Below are 14,505 nucleotides of genomic sequence, written 5' to 3'. Positions count from 1 at the left end.
CTGAAAGCAAGGGGCGTCTAACCCAGCGCGTTTTTCAGGTAGGGGGCTGTGGTGCTTCCCTTGGTCTCCGCCACCTCTGTCGGCGTGCCTGCCGCCACGACGCGTCCCCCCTGCTCTCCTCCGCCGGGGCCCATGTCGATCACCCAGTCCGCGCCCGCCACCACTGACATGTCGTGTTCGACGACGACCACGGTGTGGCCCGCGTCGACGAGGCCGTGGAGTTGGCGGAGGAGGAGTTCCACGTCGGCGGGGTGGAGGCCGGTGGTGGGTTCGTCGAGGAGGTAGAGGGTGTGGGTGCGGTGGGCGCGCTGCAACTCGGTGGCGAGTTTGATGCGCTGGGCCTCGCCGCCGGACAACTCGGTGGCGGGCTGGCCGAGATGGAGGTAGCCGAGGCCCACGTCCAGGAGTGTGGTCAGGCTGCGGGCCACATCCGGGGTGTCCGCGAAGAAGTCCGCCGCGCTCTCCACCGTCAGATCGAGGACGTCCGCGATGCTCCGTCCCCGGTACGTCACTTGGAGCGTCTCGGGGTTGTAGCGGGCCCCGCCGCAGTCCGGGCAGGGGGCGTAGGTGCTGGGCAGGAAGAGCAGTTCCACACTGACGAAGCCCTCGCCCTGGCAGGTCTCGCACCGGCCTCCCGCCACGTTGAAGGAGAACCGGCCCACGCCGTAACCCCGTCGGCGTGCCTCGTCGGTTGACGCGAAGACCTTGCGGACGACGTCGAAGAGGCCGGTGTACGTCGCCAGGTTCGAGCGGGGCGTGCGGCCGATCGGTTTCTGGTCGACCGACACCAGGCGTCCTACGGCTGCCGGTTCCTCGGTGATCTCGCCGATCAGCGTGGACTTGCCTGAGCCCGAGACGCCGGTGACCGCCGTGAACACGCCGAGGGGGAACTCGGCCGTCACATCGCGCAGGTTGTGGCGCGTGAACGGGCCCACCTTCACCTCGCCCCGCGGTGCGCGGACTGCGCGGGGCGGGGTGGGGGAGCGGTCGAAGAGGTAGCGGGCCGTCGCCGATTCCTCCACCGCCGCCAGGCCTTCCACCGGGCCGCTGTACAGCACCCGTCCGCCGTGCTCGCCCGCCTGCGGGCCCACGTCCACCAGCCAGTCGGCGCCGCGCATCACGTCCAGGTGGTGCTCCACCACGAACACCGAGTTGCCGGCGGCCTTCAGGCGGTCCAGGACCGTGAGCAGGGCCTCCGTGTCCGCCGGGTGCAGTCCCGCGGACGGTTCGTCCAGGACGTAGACGACCCCGAAGAGGCCGGATCTCAACTGGGTTGCCAGGCGCAGGCGTTGGAGTTCGCCCGCGGAGAGGGTGGGGGTCGCGCGGTCCAGGCTCAGGTAGCCGAGGCCCAGTTCGAGGATCGGGGCGATGCGGGAGGTGAGGTCCTCGGTCAGGACGCGGGCCGCCTCCGATGTGGCGGTCAGGGTGCCTGCCAGTTCCGCCAGGGGGAGGGCCGCCAGGTCGGCGATCGTGCGGCCCGCGACCGTCACCGCCAGGGACTCGGCGCGGAGTCTGCTGCCTCCGCACAGGGGGCAGGGGGTGCTGGTCAGGAAGCGCTCCGCCTTGGCCCGCAGGGTCGGGCTCTTCGTGTCCGCGAAGGTCTTCATGACGTAGCGGTGGGCGCTCATGTACGTGCCCTGGTACGGGCGTTGGATGCGGTCCGCGTCCCGGACCGGGTGGACCGTGACCACCGGCTGTTCGTCGGTGAAGAGGATCCACTTCCGCTCGTCGGCGGGGAGTTCGCGCCACGGCACGTCCACGTCGTGGCCGAGGGTGTCGAGGATGTCGCGGAGGTTCTTGCCCTGCCAGGCGCCCGGCCACGCGGCGATCGCGCCCTCGCGGATCGACAGGGAGGGGTCGGGGACGAGGGACTCCTCGGTGGTGCGGTGGACCCGGCCGAGGCCGTGGCACTCCGGGCACGCGCCCGCCGCCGTGTTGGGGGAGAAGGCGTCCGAGTCGAGGCGTCGCGCACCGGGCGGGTAGTCGCCCGCGCGGGAGAACAGCATCCTCAGCGAGTTCGAGAGGCTGGTGACCGTGCCCACCGAGGAGCGGGAGGTGGGGGTCGAGCGGCGTTGCTGGAGGGAGACCGCCGGAGGCAGGCCGGTGATCTCGCCGACCTTCGGGGCGCCCACCTGGTGGATCAGGCGGCGGGCGTACGGCGCGACCGACTCGAAGTAGCGGCGCTGGGCCTCCGCGTAGATCGTGCCGAAGGCGAGGGACGACTTTCCGGAGCCGGATACGCCGGTGAACACGGCCAACACGTCCCGCGGGATGTCGACGTCGACGCCCCGGAGGTTGTGCTCACGGGCGCCGCGGACGCGGACGTAGGGATCGCGGGGGTTGTCCATGGCCCGTCGAGTCTATGGGACCCCGACGGGCGGCGCCCGGCGGGCCGCGGGGGTGCGAGGGCGTCCGCGCTGTGCCACGTTGGAGGACGCGGATGCCAGTCGCCGCGCCATCTCCGCACGGAAGGTCCGTGGTCATGAGCACTCCCGGATTCGGTTTCGGACGCAGCCCCTTCGAGGAATTCGACGAGCTGATGTCCCGGTATTTCGGCGGTTCGGGGGCGGCGTCACCGACGCGCAGGGCCCAGCGCGTGGACATCGGCAGCCTGCTCTCGGAGCGGGCCCGTGAGCTGGTGGCCCAGGCGCGGGACATCGCCGCCGCCGAGGGCAGCGAGCAGCTCGACGCCCGGCATCTGCTGGCCGCCGCCACCGAGCAGGAATCGACCCGGCGCCTGCTGGCCGAGGCGGGAGCCGACCCCGACCGGATCCGCGAGCGACTCTCCGCCGGGGCCGAGGGCGGCCCGAAGACCGAACCCACCACGCTCACCCCGGCCGCCAAGCGGGCCCTCCTCGACGCGTACCAGATCTCCCGCGCCGGGGACTCCTCGTACATCGGCCCCGAGCACCTGCTGCGGGCCCTTGCCGCCAACCCCGAGTCGGCCGCGGGACAGGCCCTCGCGGGCAGCGGCTGGGACGGCGAGGGGATGCCCAGCGCCGGCGAGCCCGAGCGGAAGAGGCCCAGCAGCACGCCGACCGTCGACGAGTACGGGCGCGACCTCACCGAGGACGCGCGGGCCGGGCGGCTCGACCCGGTGATCGGCCGGGACGAGGAGGTCGAGCAGACCATCGAGGTGCTGTCCCGGCGCAGCAAGAACAACCCCGTCCTCATCGGCGACCCCGGCGTCGGCAAGACCGCCGTCGTGGAGGGCATCGCCCAGCGGATCATCGCCGGCGACGTGCCGAAGACCCTGGCGGGCAAGCGGCTCGTCTCGCTGGACCTGGCCGGGATGGTCGCGGGCACCAAGTACCGGGGCGAGTTCGAGGAACGGCTGAAGAAACTCCTGGACGAGGTCGGCGAGCACAGCGACGAACTGGTGCTGTTCCTCGACGAGTTGCACACCGTCGTCGGCGCGGGCGGCGGCGGTGACGGCGCCATGGACGCGGGCAACATGCTCAAACCCGCCCTGGCGCGCGGCCAGTTGCACCTCATCGGCGCCACCACCGTCGACGAGTACCGCAGGTACATCGAGAAGGACTCCGCGCTGGAGCGCCGCTTCGCACCCATCCTGATCGGCGAGCCGACCGTCGACGACACCATCGAGATCCTGCGCGGCCTGCGCGACCGCTACGAGGCCCACCACCAGGTCCGGATCACCGACGAGGCGGTCGTCGCGGCGGCCGAACTCTCCGACCGGTACATCACCGCCCGCTTCCTGCCCGACAAGGCCATCGACCTGATGGACCAGGCCGCCGCCCGGGTACGGCTGCGGGCCAGGACCCCGCTCTCCGACACCCGCGACGTCGAGGACCGGCTCGCCGCCCTGAACCGCGAGAAGGACCAGGCCGTCGCCGACGAGGAGTACGAGCGGGCCAAGGAGATCCGGGACCGGATCAAGGACACCGAGGCCGAGCTGAAGGCGGGCGGCTCCGCCGAGGAACAGGCGCCCAAGGTCACCGCCGAGGACATCGCCGAGGTCGTCTCGCGCACCACCGGCATCCCCGTCTCCCAGCTCACCGAGGAGGAACGCGCCCGGCTGATGAAGCTGGAGGAGCACCTCCACGAGCGGGTCGTCGGCCAGGACGAGGCCATCACCGCCGTCGCCCGTGCCGTACGGCGTGCCCGCGCCGGCATGAGCGACCCGAACCGGCCCATCGGCAGCCTCCTCTTCCTCGGCCCCACCGGCGTCGGCAAGACGGAACTGGCCCGCGCCCTCGCCGCGGCCCTCTTCGGCGACGAGGGCCGCATGATCCGCCTCGACATGAGCGAGTTCCAGGAGCGCCACACCGTCTCCCGCCTGGTCGGAGCGCCTCCCGGATACGTCGGCCACGAGGAGGCCGGCCAGCTCACCGAGGCCGTCCGCAGGCAGCCGTACGCCGTGCTGCTGCTCGACGAGGTCGAGAAGGCGCACCCCGACGTCTTCAACACGCTGCTCCAACTCCTCGACGACGGACGGCTCACCGACTCGCAGGGCCGCACCGTCGACTTCAAGAACACCGTCGTGATCATGACGTCGAACATCGGCGCCGACCGCATCCTCGCGGCGGGCGTCGACGACTACGCCAAGGTCCGCGAGTCGGTGATGCCGGTCCTGAACCAGCACTTCCGCCCCGAGTTCCTCAACCGCATCGACGAGATCATCGTCTTCCGGGGCCTGGAGCGGACCCAACTGCGGGAGATCGTCGACCTGTTGCTGGACCACACCCGGCGCAGGCTGCACGCCCAGGACGTCACCCTGGACGTCACCGACGCGGCGGCGGACCTCCTCGCCGACCTCGGCCACCAACCCGACTTCGGCGCCCGGCCGTTGCGCCGCACCATCCAGCGCGAGGTCGACGACCGGCTCGCCGACATGCTGCTCGCCGGCGAGCTGAACGCGGGCGACCAGGCCCAGGTCGACGCGGCCGACGGCACGATCCAGATCAGGGCACGCCAGGCGGCCGAGCACTAGCCGGACCGCGTTCCCACCCCATCGGGAGACAGCTATGAGCAGGTATCGAGCCGCGCAAGTGGCCGCGGCCGGCGGCGAGTTCGCGATCGTCGAGCGAGATGTGCCGCAGCCGGCACCCGGCCATGTGCGGATCGCCGTGGAGGCCTGCGGGATCTGCCACAGCGACACCTTCTTCGTGAACGCCGGAGTACCCGGCGTGCGCTTCCCCCTCGTCACCGGGCACGAGATCGCCGGGCACATCGACGCGCTCGGCGAGGGCGCCTCGGACGACGGCTGGCGGATCGGCGACCGGGTGTCCGTCGGCTGGTTCGGCGGCAGCTGCGGCCACTGCACCCCATGCAGACAGGGCGACTTCATCGTCTGCGAGAACCTCAAGGTGCCCGGCTGGGCCTACGACGGCGGCTTCGCGGAGCTGACCGTGGCACCGGTCGACGCGCTTGCCCGCATCCCCGACGGCCTGTCGGCGAGCGCCGCCGCACCCATGGGCTGCGCGGGCGTAACCACCTTCAACGGCCTGCGCCGCAGCTCCGCCAAACCGGGCGACCTCGTGGCGATCCTCGGACTGGGCGGCCTCGGCCACCTGGGCGTGCAGTACGCGGCCGCGATGGGATTCGAGACCGTGGCGATCGCGCGCGGCCCCGAAAAGGCCGACTTCGCCAAGCAGTTGGGCGCCCACCACTACGTCGACAGCACCGCCGGCACCGAGGTCTCGGAGGCGCTCCAGGCCCTCGGCGGCGCCAAGGTCGTGCTGGCCACGGCGGGCAACTCGGATGCCGCCGCGGCGACCGTGGAGGGGCTGCGGCCTCGTGGCGAGCTGGTCGTCGTCGGGGCGGACACCGCGCCGTTGGGGATCAGCCCGCTCCAACTGCTCATGAGCGCCAAGCTGGTTCGGGGTCACCCGTCGGGCACCTCGCAGGACGTGCAGGACACGCTGGCCTTCAGCGCCCTGCACGCCATCAGTCCGATGGTGGAGACCGTCCCCCTGGACCAGGCGGGCGAGGCCTACGAGCGGATGCTGTCCGGTGCCGCGCGCTTCCGGATGGTGCTCACGCCCTGAGCGCGGCGAGCCGCCGGTAGGAGTCCAGCAGGGCTTCGCGGTCGTAGGTGCTGGTGGTGACGAGGACCTCGTCGGCCGCCGTCTCCTTCAGCACCGTCTCCAACTCGTGGGCCACCTGTTCCTCGGTGCCCGCGAGCTGGCCGCTGAGCCCGGCCTCGTAGAAGCCGAACTCCTTGTCGGTCATGGGCCGTTGCTCCACGCGCTCGGCGGGCGGCAGCGGCGGGAAGGTGCCGTGCGTGCGCGAGTACGCCATCGACCACGCCTCCGGGACGAGCAACTGCCGTGCCGCTTCGGGGGTGGCGGCCACGGCAATGGTCCCCGAGATGACGACGTACGGTTCTGAGGCCCAGGGGGACGGGCGGAAGCGGGCGCGGTAGTGGTCGATGCCGCGCCGCATCTTCTCCCGGCCGCGGAGGTCGCCGATGACCATCGGGAGACCGGCGCGGGCCGCGATGTCGGCGCCCTCGCCCATCGCGAGCACGAACGGCGGGACGCTCAGGCCCTCGGAGGGGCGTGCGTGGGCGCCGGTGGGTGACGTGCCGCGGAACCAGCCGAGGAGTTCGTCGAGCTGTCCGGCGAAGTCGTCGGCGTCGTCCTTGTCGCGGCCCAGCGCCTTGCGCACGCCGGTGGTGAAGCCGACCGAGCGCCCGAGCCCCATGTCGATCCGGCCGGGGAACAGCGACTCCAGCACCCCGAACTGCTCGGCCACGACCAGGGGTTGGTGATTGGGCAGCATCACCCCGCCCGTGCCGACCCGGATGCTCCGGGTGGCCGAGGCGACGGCGGCGGCCAGGACGGTCGGCGCGGAGCCCGCGACCCCGGGCACGCCGTGGTGCTCCGACACCCAGAACCGGTGATACCCCAGCTCCTCGATCTCCCGCGCGAACCGCACGGTGTCACGCAGCGCCTCGGCGGGCGGGTGCCCCTCGCGGGTGCGGGAGCGGTCGAGGACGGAGAAGGGGGTCGAGGCGATCACTGAACTCACCTCAGTGTCAACGCCCGGGAGACCTCGGCATTCCCGCGGGGTCAGATCTCGGGGCGCAGCAGCCCGCGCGCCGAGGACGCTATATGAAAATGGATACCGTTAGGAATGGAAGCTGCCGGACCGATCCCTCACCGCCGCGACCGGACCCGTCCCTCCCGAGGCGGGTCGATGAACTGCAACTCCAGCGTGGCGGGCGGCGCGGCGATTCCCGGCCCGCCCGCGGCGGCCCACTCCAGCACCTCCTCCGTGCAGTCGTCGTCCATCGCGAACCCGATCCAGGTCGGCCGTCCGCCCGCCCGGCGTCCCGCCGCCGACGGCTGGACGACGATCACGTTGGCCTGGTCGCAGGGGCCCAGACAGTCCGTCGTACGGACCGCGAAACCGTGCTCGGCGGCGCCGGTCCGCAGCCGTTCCAGCTGCCGGGCGTGGTCGGTGTCGGGGAGTTTGCGCGGGTCGCCGCAGCAGCAGCCCCGGCACACGACCAGGGTGCAGGGCCGATGGGGGAGGGCGGCGCCGATCAGGAACGTACGGGGGGCGGGAATCGCGGCAGACATGCGAGAAGCATGAGGCCGGGCCGCCCGCGGGCCGCTGCCGGGGTGCCGGGTCCGGATGTCTAGGGTGGGCGGGTGACCGCCGACGACAAGCGCCCGCTGGCCGTGTTCGACCTCGACAACACCCTTGCCGACACGGCGCACCGGCAACGCTTCCTGGAGCGGAGGCCGCGCGACTGGGACGCCTTCTTCGGTGCCGCGCCGCAGGACCCGCCGCTCGCCGAGGGCGTCGCGCTCGCGCTGGAGCAGGCCGAGGAGTGCGAGGTCGTCTACCTCACCGGGCGCCCCGAACGCTGCCGCCGCGACACCCTCGCCTGGCTCGCCGCGCAGGGCCTGCCCGAGGGCCGGGTCCTCATGCGCCGCAACGACGACCGCAGGCCCGCCAGGCGCACCAAGCTGGAGAAACTCAGGCGGCTCGCCCGCGACCGCGAGATCCGGGTCCTCGTGGACGACGACGAGCTGGTCTGCGACGACGCCGAACGGGCCGGGTTCCGTGTCGTACGGGCCCGCTGGACCTCCCCCTCCGCCGCGCTGGAGGCGGCACAGGAGGGGGAGGGCCGGACCTGAGAGCCGTAGCCGGAGCCATCGCCGCTACGGCTGCCGGTCCTCGCACTGCGGCCGTCAGGCCTCGCCCGCGACGGTCAGGCCTCGTCCTCGATGCGGAAGCCGACCTTCAGGCCGACCTGGAAGTGCTCGATCTGGCCGTTCTCGATCTGGCCCCTGACCTGGGTCACCTCGAACCAGTCCAGGCCGCGGAGGGTCTGCGCGGCGCGGGCGACGCCGTTGCGGATGGCCTGGTCGATGCCCTCGTGAGAGGTCCCGACGATCTCGGTGACCCGGTACGTGTGGTTGGACATGCGGGTGCTCCTCTCGGCCGTGACGGGCGCGTCACGCGTCACTCCACCGTGCCCCACGGCGCGGCCGTGCGCGAGACGGCCCGTCACCCGACGTCAGCGCACCACGCTCAGTGACAGCGCGAAGCGCTCCTCACGGTCGGTCCACCAGTGGGTCAACTCCAGCCCGGTGGCGGCCAGTTCGGACCGTACGCCCTCCTTGCGGAACTTCGCGGAGATCTCGGTGCGGAGTTCCTCGCCGGCCGTGAAGTCGACGGCGAGATCGAGCGCGGGGATCTTCACGGTCTGGTCCGTGCGGGACCGCAGCCGCATCTCGATCCACTCGTTTTCGCTGTCCCACAGGGCGACGTGGTCGAAGGCGTCGGCGTCGAAGTCGGCGCCTAGCTCGCGGTCGACGACGGTCAGGACGTTCTTGTTGAACGCGGCCGTCACCCCGGCCGCGTCGTCGTACGCCCTGACCAGGACATCCTCGTCCTTGACCAGGTCGGTGCCGAGGAGCAGCGCGTCGCCCGGGGAGAGGAGCGAGCGGAGCCCGGCGAAGAACGTGGCGCGTTCCGCCGGGAGCAGGTTGCCGATCGTGCCGCCCAGGAACACCAGCAGGCGCGGGCCCGGGGTCTCCGGCAGGGTGAGGTCGCCGGTGAAGTCGGCGATCAGCGCGTGCACGTCCAGGCCCGGGCGTTCCTCGACGAGGGCGTGCCCGGCCTGCGTGAGCGCGCTCTCGCTGACGTCGACCGGGACGTACACGGCCAGGCCGGTGAACGCGTCCAGCAGATGGCGGGTCTTGTCCGAGGAGCCGGAGCCCAGCTCGACGAGCGTGCGGGCGCCGGTCGCCGCGGCGATCTCGGCCGCGCGGTCGACGAGGATCTCCCGTTCGGCGCGCGTGGGGTAGTACTCGGGCAACTCGGTGATCTGCTCGAAGAGTTCGCTGCCGTGGGCGTCGTAGAACCACTTCGGCGGGAGGGTCTTCGGGGTGCTGGTGAGGCCCTCCAGGACGTCGGCGCGCAGTGCCGCGTCGGTGGCGTCCTCGGGCAGGGTGCGGGTGAGAAGGAACGGGCTCACGTACGGGGCTCCTTCGGTGGTGCGAGGTCTTTCAGGGGGGTGAGGAGGACCTCGGTGCGGGTCGCGGTGAGCAGAGTGCGGTCGGGGGCCTCCTGCCAGTGCGGGTCGTCGTCGTAGGGCTCGGAGGCCACCACCGTGCGGCGGCCGGGCTCCGAGAGGTACCAGAGGCTGTCGCCCCAGGCGGTGGCGGCGATGGTCTCGCCGTCGGTGAGGAGGAGGTTGAGGCGGGAGCCGGGGGCCGCGTGGGCGACCTCCGTCACCGTGTCGGCCAGCGCCTGGCCCACCTCGTCGCCCGCCCGGAGCCGGCTGAGGACCAGCGCCCAGACGAACGCCGAGTCGCAGCGTGCCTCCATGGACAACAGGTCGACCGGCGGCATGCGTTGGGCCAGCGCCGCCAGGGTCTGCGGCCAGCCGGTGACCGCGCCGTTGTGGCTGAACAGCCAGGGGCCCGCGGCGAACGGCGCCGCCGCGGCCTCCCCGTCCGCACCCGCGAACGTCGCGTCCCTGACGGCGGCCAGCAGCGCCTCCGAGCGGACCACGCGGGCCAGGTCGGCGAAGGACTGGTCGCCCCAGATGGGCACGGCCCGCCGGTAGCGGCCCGGCACCGGGTCGCCCTCTGCGTACCAACCCACCCCGAAACCATCGGCGTTGACCGTCCCGTGCCGCTGACGGCGGGGCTCCCAGGACTGCCGGAACAGGCTGTGCTCCGGGTCCACGAGGAGCCGGCCGAGCGGCTCCTCGGGACCCAGATACGCCAGGTGGCGGCACATCAGACGGCCCCCGAGCGGGCCGTGCGGAAGCCGGAGAAGATCTGCCGCCGGATCGGATAGTCCCAGTTGCGGAACGTGCCCCGGCAGGCCACCTCGTCCACGGCGAACGAACCGCCCCGCAGCACCTTGTACTCGGGGCCGAAGAACACCTCCGAGTACTCCTTGTACGGGAACGCCCTGAACCCCGGGTACGGCAGGAAGTCGCTCGACGTCCACTCCCACACGTCGCCGATCAACTGCCTCACCCCCAGCGGTGACTCACCCGCCGGGTAGCTTCCGGCGGGGGCCGGGCGAAGGTGACGCTGCCCGAGGTTGGCGTGCTCGGGTGCCGGGTCGGCGTCGCCCCACGGGTAGCGCATCGAGCGGTCGGCCGTCGGATCGTGGCGGGCCGCCTTCTCCCACTCGGCCTCGGTCGGCAGCCGCCGTCCGGCCCAGCGGGCGTAGGCGTCCGCCTCGTACCAGCAGACGTGCACCACCGGCTCGTCCAGCGGTACGGCCTCCGTGACACCGAACCGGCGCCGCAGCCACTGGCCCGCCTCCCGGCGCCAGAACCCGGGCGCGGTGACGGAGTTGCGGCGGATGTGCGCCCAGCCCTCCTTCGTCCACCAGCGCGGGTCGTCGTACCCGCCGTCCTCGATGAACGCCAGATACGCGCCGTTCGTCACCGGGGTCGTGTCGATGTGGAAGGAGGCCACCTCCCGTCGGTGCGCGGGCCGTTCGTTGTCCAGCGCCCAGGGCTCGGTGGAGGTGCCCATCGTGAACGGCCCACCGGGGACGAGGACTTCGGATGGGCCGGTGAACAGCGGGACCGGCTCCGGGTCCGGGGCGGTCAACGCCTGCGGACCGCTGCGGAGCTGATGGGTGATCAGCATCGTTTCGTCGTGCTGCTGTTCGTGCTGGGCGACCATCCCGAAGGCGAAGCCCATGTCGGTGAGCCGCGTCCCGCGGAAGGCGTGGCTCTCCAGTACGTCCGTCACCCGGCCGCGCACCTCGGCCGCGTACTGCCGTGCCTCCTCGGGCGGCAGCAGCGGCAGCGAGGGGCGTTCGGAACGCGGGTGCTCGAACGCGTCGTAGAGGCCGTCGATGTCGGGCCGCATCGGGTCCCGGCCGCCGACGGCGCGCAGCAGCCACAGCTCCTCCTGGTTGCCGATGTGCGCGAGGTCCCAGACCAGCGGGGACATCAACGGCGAGTGCTGGGCGGTGAGTTCGGGCTCGTCCACACAGCTCGTGAGGAGCGTGGTGCGGTCCCGGGCCGTGGTGAGGGTGGTCAACGCCCGTTGCCTGAGCGCCTCGATGTCGATGTCGGCCGAGGTGTCGGCAGGGGGGCCCGCGGACGTGTCGGTGGCGATGTCGGCGTCGGTCATGTGCGGATGTCCTTCCCGTGCGGGCGGCTGTCCGTACCGCGCACGCGGTCGAGCAGATCGTCGGCGGGGCAGCGGCCCCGGACGACATAGCGGTCGAAGAACGCGCGGACGGCGTCCATGACCCCGGCGGTGGCGCCCAGCCGGGGCAGGGCCTCCAGCGCCGCGGCGAAGCAGACGAGCGCGGACTCGTGCAGCTCCGGGTCGGACAGCCCGTAGCGGGCCGCGTCGATCCACAGCGGATTGTGCGGCGCGGGCAGCCCCTGGGTCCGTTCGGCCAGCGGCTTCACGGCCCGGTACGCGGTCTCGGCCGCCTCCGGGTCGTCGAAGAGCGCCGTCGTCACGGCCAGCGGCACGATCCATCCGTCGTCCCCGGGCTGCGCGTCGATCATGCGCAGTTCGAGATGGCCGCGTGGTCTGACCGGCGGGAACAGCGTCGAGACGTGGTAGTCCAGATCCTCCCGGGTCGGCGGTCTCGGCGAGCCCGATCTGATCCACTCCCGGAACGTCAGCTTCTCCGGGACGTCCCACGGGCCGCTGTCCCGCCGTATGCACATCACCGGCGAGTCCAGGACCAGGTCGGTCCAGGCGTCGCGCGGTGCCTCGTCCAGGTTCGGACCGCCCGCGCGGCCGGGACCGATCTCCATCCAGATGAGCTGCCGGGTGGAGCGCCAGCCGGTGGGGCTGCGGCCGACCAGCGGGGAGTTGGCGAACGCGGCCACCAGGACCGCGCCCAGCTGATGCGCCAGCCACCAGCGCCGCCCGAGACCGAGCGGGCCCGGCTCCTCGTACCCGGCGTCCAGACACACCTGCACGGACGCCGAGGTGCACATCATGCGCCGGCCCGCGGGGCCGGTGCGGTCGAGGCAGCGCTCCATGGCGTCGTAGCGCGGCTCGTGCAGGAACCGGCGCGGGGGATGCCAGGGATCGTGGCCGACACCGACCAGCCCCAGGTTGTCGCGGCGCAGGACGGCGCGGACGGCGTCCAGGTCCTCGGAGACGGAACCGATGCACTCCATCAGGGAGGCGGCGGGCGACGAGCTGAGTTCCAGCTGGCCGCCGGGCTCGACGGTGAGCGCCGACCTCAGAGGCACGGTCCTCAAGGCGGCGTAGGCCGCTTCGAGCCGTTCGGGTGTCACGGGGAGCTGCGGCATGCGCAGCTCGTGGACGAGCCATTCCACTTCGACCCCGAGCGTGCGGGGCGGACCGGTCTTGAAGCAGATGCCCCTGACCAGGGCCTCCACCTCGGGTTCGGTGACCGCGGTACGGGGCTCCGTACAGTCGCTACAGTCACTTGCCGTATCGGACATGTCGGGATCCTCCTGAGATTCCACCATGCCACCGGCCCGGTTTCTGTTGGGCCCGGGGCGGCACACTCGTCCCACCCAAGACCCTCGCGGCTGGTCGCACAAGAGTGCGTATTGCCACGTTCGGAATCGGTAATCTCCGGTTCGCCGGCCGTTCGCGGAGCCCGGAAACTCCGTTGCACCGCACGACCAGCATCGCTCACGATGAACGTATGAGCACGACGGGGGAGATCACGGGGGAGATCGCGGGGCACGCGCTCATGGCGTACACGGGGGTTATGCCATGAGCGCGCGCCTGCGCGGCATCGCACAGCAGACCGAGCAGATCGTCGCGGCCGGGGCCTATCGCACCGCGGACGGACGTGAGGTGTCCATCGCCGCCCAGACCGAGGCGGCCCGCGCGGGCACACGCCTCTACGGCCCGGAACCGGTCCGGATACCGCCGTTCTCCCCCGTGGAGACACGCGTCGAGGTCACCGGCGAGAGCAGCCTGGAGGCCGCCCGCCGCCTCACCGGCCCGGTCGCCGTCCTGAACTTCGCCTCGGCCCGCAACCCGGGCGGCGGTTTCCTGAACGGCGCGCAGGCCCAGGAAGAGGCCCTGTGCCGCGCCTCCGCGCTGTACACCTGCCTGCTCGAAGCCCGCGGTTTCTACGACCACCACCGCGCCCACCGCGATCCGTTCTACACGGACCGGGTCATCCACACACCGGCCGTCCCCGTCTTCCGCGACGACAAGGGCCGCCTCCTGGACGAGCCGTACACGGCCGGATTCCTCACCGCCGCCGCGCCGAACGCGGGAGTGGTGCTGCGCACGGCACCGGAGCGCGCGGCCGGGCTGCCGCGGGCGCTCGCCGTCCGGGCGGAGCGGGTGCTGGAGACGGCCGTCCTGCACGGTTACCGGCGGCTGGTCCTGGGCGCCTGGGGCTGCGGGGTGTTCCGGAACGACCCGGCCCAGGTCGCGGGCGCCTTCCACACGCTGCTCGGGCCGGGCGGACGGTTCGCCGCGGCCTTCGAGCAGGTGGTGTTCGGCGTCCTGGACCGCACACCGGGTGCCACGGTCCGGGACGCGTTCCTACGGACGTTTCCGGAGCGTCAGTTCCAGAGCTAGCGCGCGGGGTTCGGCCGCTCAGGTCCAGCCGTAGCGCTCGTGCAGCCGGTGCCGCACGAGGTTGAAGCGCATCTGGTCGATCGCGCAGGCCTCGCGGCGCATGCCGTCCTCGTGCAGACGCAGGACGCGGTCCACGTCGACCCAGGAGTCACGCCCGGACTTGTCCCAGGGGCCGCTGCCGATCGCCACCCACTCGCGGTCGCCGTCGTGGCGCTTGCTGGACAGCTGGACGGCGAGCAGGGTCCCGCCGGGCTCACGGGCCACGACGAGCACCGGGCGGTCCTTGCCCCGGCCGTCGTTCTCCTCGAACGGCACCCAGGTCCAGACGATCTCGCCGGGGTCCGGGTCACCGTCGTGCGCGGGGGAGTACTCGGTACGGACCCTGCCGACCTCGCGCGGGTCGGCCTCGGTGGTGGCGGTGGGGCCGAAGCGGCCCGGAACGTTCTCATCGGTAAAGGCGGTCACGGAGGCACCTTAGAGCGTGCCTCCGTGACCCCGG

At 72.2% G+C, this 14,505-nt stretch carries 13 protein-coding genes; 4 read left to right on the top strand and 9 right to left on the bottom strand.

What is annotated here, in order from left to right; genetic code table 11:
* Positions 1-17 precede the first annotated feature (17 nt).
* A complete protein-coding gene (locus tag ACIRB1_RS01765) occupies positions 18-2,348 on the bottom strand; it encodes an ATP-binding cassette domain-containing protein (RefSeq protein ID WP_403464198.1) in 2,331 nt (776 codons plus the stop codon).
* Between the two features lie 134 nt (positions 2,349-2,482).
* Between ACIRB1_RS01765 and ACIRB1_RS01760 the strand changes: the two genes are divergently transcribed.
* Positions 2,483-4,954, top strand: coding sequence for an ATP-dependent Clp protease ATP-binding subunit (locus ACIRB1_RS01760; protein ID WP_403464197.1), 2,472 nt, complete (start codon positions 2,483-2,485; stop codon positions 4,952-4,954).
* A 34-nt stretch (positions 4,955-4,988) separates the two neighbouring features.
* Entirely contained in the window at positions 4,989-6,011 is a 1,023-nt protein-coding gene (locus tag ACIRB1_RS01755) for an alcohol dehydrogenase (protein WP_403464196.1), read from the top strand.
* On the opposite strand, the gene ACIRB1_RS01750 is transcribed toward ACIRB1_RS01755, so the two are convergent.
* Both ACIRB1_RS01750 and ACIRB1_RS01745 read right to left on the bottom strand, forming a co-directional pair.
* Positions 6,001-6,996, bottom strand: coding sequence for an LLM class flavin-dependent oxidoreductase (locus ACIRB1_RS01750; protein ID WP_403464194.1), 996 nt, complete (start codon positions 6,994-6,996; stop codon positions 6,001-6,003). The two genes, ACIRB1_RS01755 and ACIRB1_RS01750, sit on opposite strands and share 11 nt — an antisense overlap.
* A 128-nt stretch (positions 6,997-7,124) precedes the next feature.
* Positions 7,125-7,550 carry a (2Fe-2S) ferredoxin domain-containing protein gene (locus ACIRB1_RS01745; RefSeq protein ID WP_403464192.1) on the bottom strand — a complete coding sequence of 142 codons (426 nt, stop codon included), beginning with the start codon at positions 7,548-7,550 and terminating at the stop codon, positions 7,125-7,127.
* 72 nt (positions 7,551-7,622) lie between these two features.
* On the opposite strand from ACIRB1_RS01745, the gene ACIRB1_RS01740 reads away from it, so the two are divergent.
* On the top strand, positions 7,623-8,114 hold the full coding sequence (locus tag ACIRB1_RS01740; protein ID WP_403464191.1) for an HAD family acid phosphatase: 492 nt from the start codon (positions 7,623-7,625) through the stop codon (positions 8,112-8,114).
* 74 nt (positions 8,115-8,188) lie between these two features.
* On the opposite strand, the gene ACIRB1_RS01735 is transcribed toward ACIRB1_RS01740, so the two are convergent.
* From ACIRB1_RS01735 to egtA, 5 genes are all read right to left on the bottom strand, one after another.
* Positions 8,189-8,404, bottom strand: coding sequence for a dodecin (locus tag ACIRB1_RS01735; RefSeq protein ID WP_403464189.1), 216 nt, complete (start codon positions 8,402-8,404; stop codon positions 8,189-8,191).
* Positions 8,405-8,497: 93 nt separating this feature from the next.
* Positions 8,498-9,460 carry an L-histidine N(alpha)-methyltransferase gene (gene egtD, locus ACIRB1_RS01730; protein WP_403464188.1) on the bottom strand — a complete coding sequence of 321 codons (963 nt, stop codon included), beginning with the start codon at positions 9,458-9,460 and terminating at the stop codon, positions 8,498-8,500.
* Entirely contained in the window at positions 9,457-10,230 is a 774-nt protein-coding gene (egtC, locus tag ACIRB1_RS01725; protein ID WP_403464187.1) for an ergothioneine biosynthesis protein EgtC, read from the bottom strand. Before egtC ends, egtD begins: the two co-directional genes overlap by 4 nt.
* Positions 10,230-11,594 (bottom strand): ergothioneine biosynthesis protein EgtB, encoded by a 1,365-nt coding sequence (egtB, locus tag ACIRB1_RS01720; protein ID WP_403464185.1) that lies wholly within the window; start codon positions 11,592-11,594, stop codon positions 10,230-10,232. The genes egtC and egtB overlap by 1 nt, the downstream gene beginning before the upstream one ends.
* A complete protein-coding gene (gene egtA / locus ACIRB1_RS01715) occupies positions 11,591-12,901 on the bottom strand; it encodes an ergothioneine biosynthesis glutamate--cysteine ligase EgtA (RefSeq protein ID WP_403464183.1) in 1,311 nt (436 codons plus the stop codon). Before egtA ends, egtB begins: the two co-directional genes overlap by 4 nt.
* 280 nt (positions 12,902-13,181) lie before the next feature.
* Between egtA and ACIRB1_RS01710 the strand changes: the two genes are divergently transcribed.
* Positions 13,182-14,006: a TIGR02452 family protein gene (locus ACIRB1_RS01710; protein WP_403464182.1), complete on the top strand. Its 825-nt coding sequence runs from the start codon at positions 13,182-13,184 to the stop codon at positions 14,004-14,006.
* Positions 14,007-14,024: 18 nt separating this feature from the next.
* On the opposite strand, the gene ACIRB1_RS01705 is transcribed toward ACIRB1_RS01710, so the two are convergent.
* Entirely contained in the window at positions 14,025-14,471 is a 447-nt protein-coding gene (locus tag ACIRB1_RS01705) for a type II toxin-antitoxin system PemK/MazF family toxin (protein ID WP_352181313.1), read from the bottom strand.
* Positions 14,472-14,505: the final 34 nt, after the last annotated feature.

The organism is Streptomyces sp. NPDC096013 (assembly GCF_044763565.1).
In the GTDB taxonomy this organism is placed as follows: domain Bacteria; phylum Actinomycetota; class Actinomycetes; order Streptomycetales; family Streptomycetaceae; genus Streptomyces.
The sequence above is the reverse complement of the archived record's forward strand: the minus strand, read 5'-3'. Positions and strand labels throughout refer to the sequence as shown.

Excerpts from the sequence above, each read along its gene's own strand:
- ACIRB1_RS01765 (WP_403464198.1), bottom strand. The coding sequence starts at position 2,348 with ATGGACAACCCCCGCGATCCCTACGTCCGCGTCCGCGGCGCCCGTGAG.
- ACIRB1_RS01760 (WP_403464197.1), top strand. The coding sequence starts at position 2,483 with ATGAGCACTCCCGGATTCGGTTTCGGACGCAGCCCCTTCGAGGAATTC.
- ACIRB1_RS01755 (WP_403464196.1), top strand. The coding sequence starts at position 4,989 with ATGAGCAGGTATCGAGCCGCGCAAGTGGCCGCGGCCGGCGGCGAGTTC.
- ACIRB1_RS01745 (WP_403464192.1), bottom strand. The coding sequence starts at position 7,550 with ATGTCTGCCGCGATTCCCGCCCCCCGTACGTTCCTGATCGGCGCCGCC.
- ACIRB1_RS01735 (WP_403464189.1), bottom strand. The coding sequence starts at position 8,404 with ATGTCCAACCACACGTACCGGGTCACCGAGATCGTCGGGACCTCTCAC.
- egtC (WP_403464187.1), bottom strand. The coding sequence starts at position 10,230 with ATGTGCCGCCACCTGGCGTATCTGGGTCCCGAGGAGCCGCTCGGCCGG.
- egtB (WP_403464185.1), bottom strand. The coding sequence starts at position 11,594 with ATGACCGACGCCGACATCGCCACCGACACGTCCGCGGGCCCCCCTGCC.
- egtA (WP_403464183.1), bottom strand. The coding sequence starts at position 12,901 with ATGTCCGATACGGCAAGTGACTGTAGCGACTGTACGGAGCCCCGTACC.
- ACIRB1_RS01710 (WP_403464182.1), top strand. The coding sequence starts at position 13,182 with ATGAGCGCGCGCCTGCGCGGCATCGCACAGCAGACCGAGCAGATCGTC.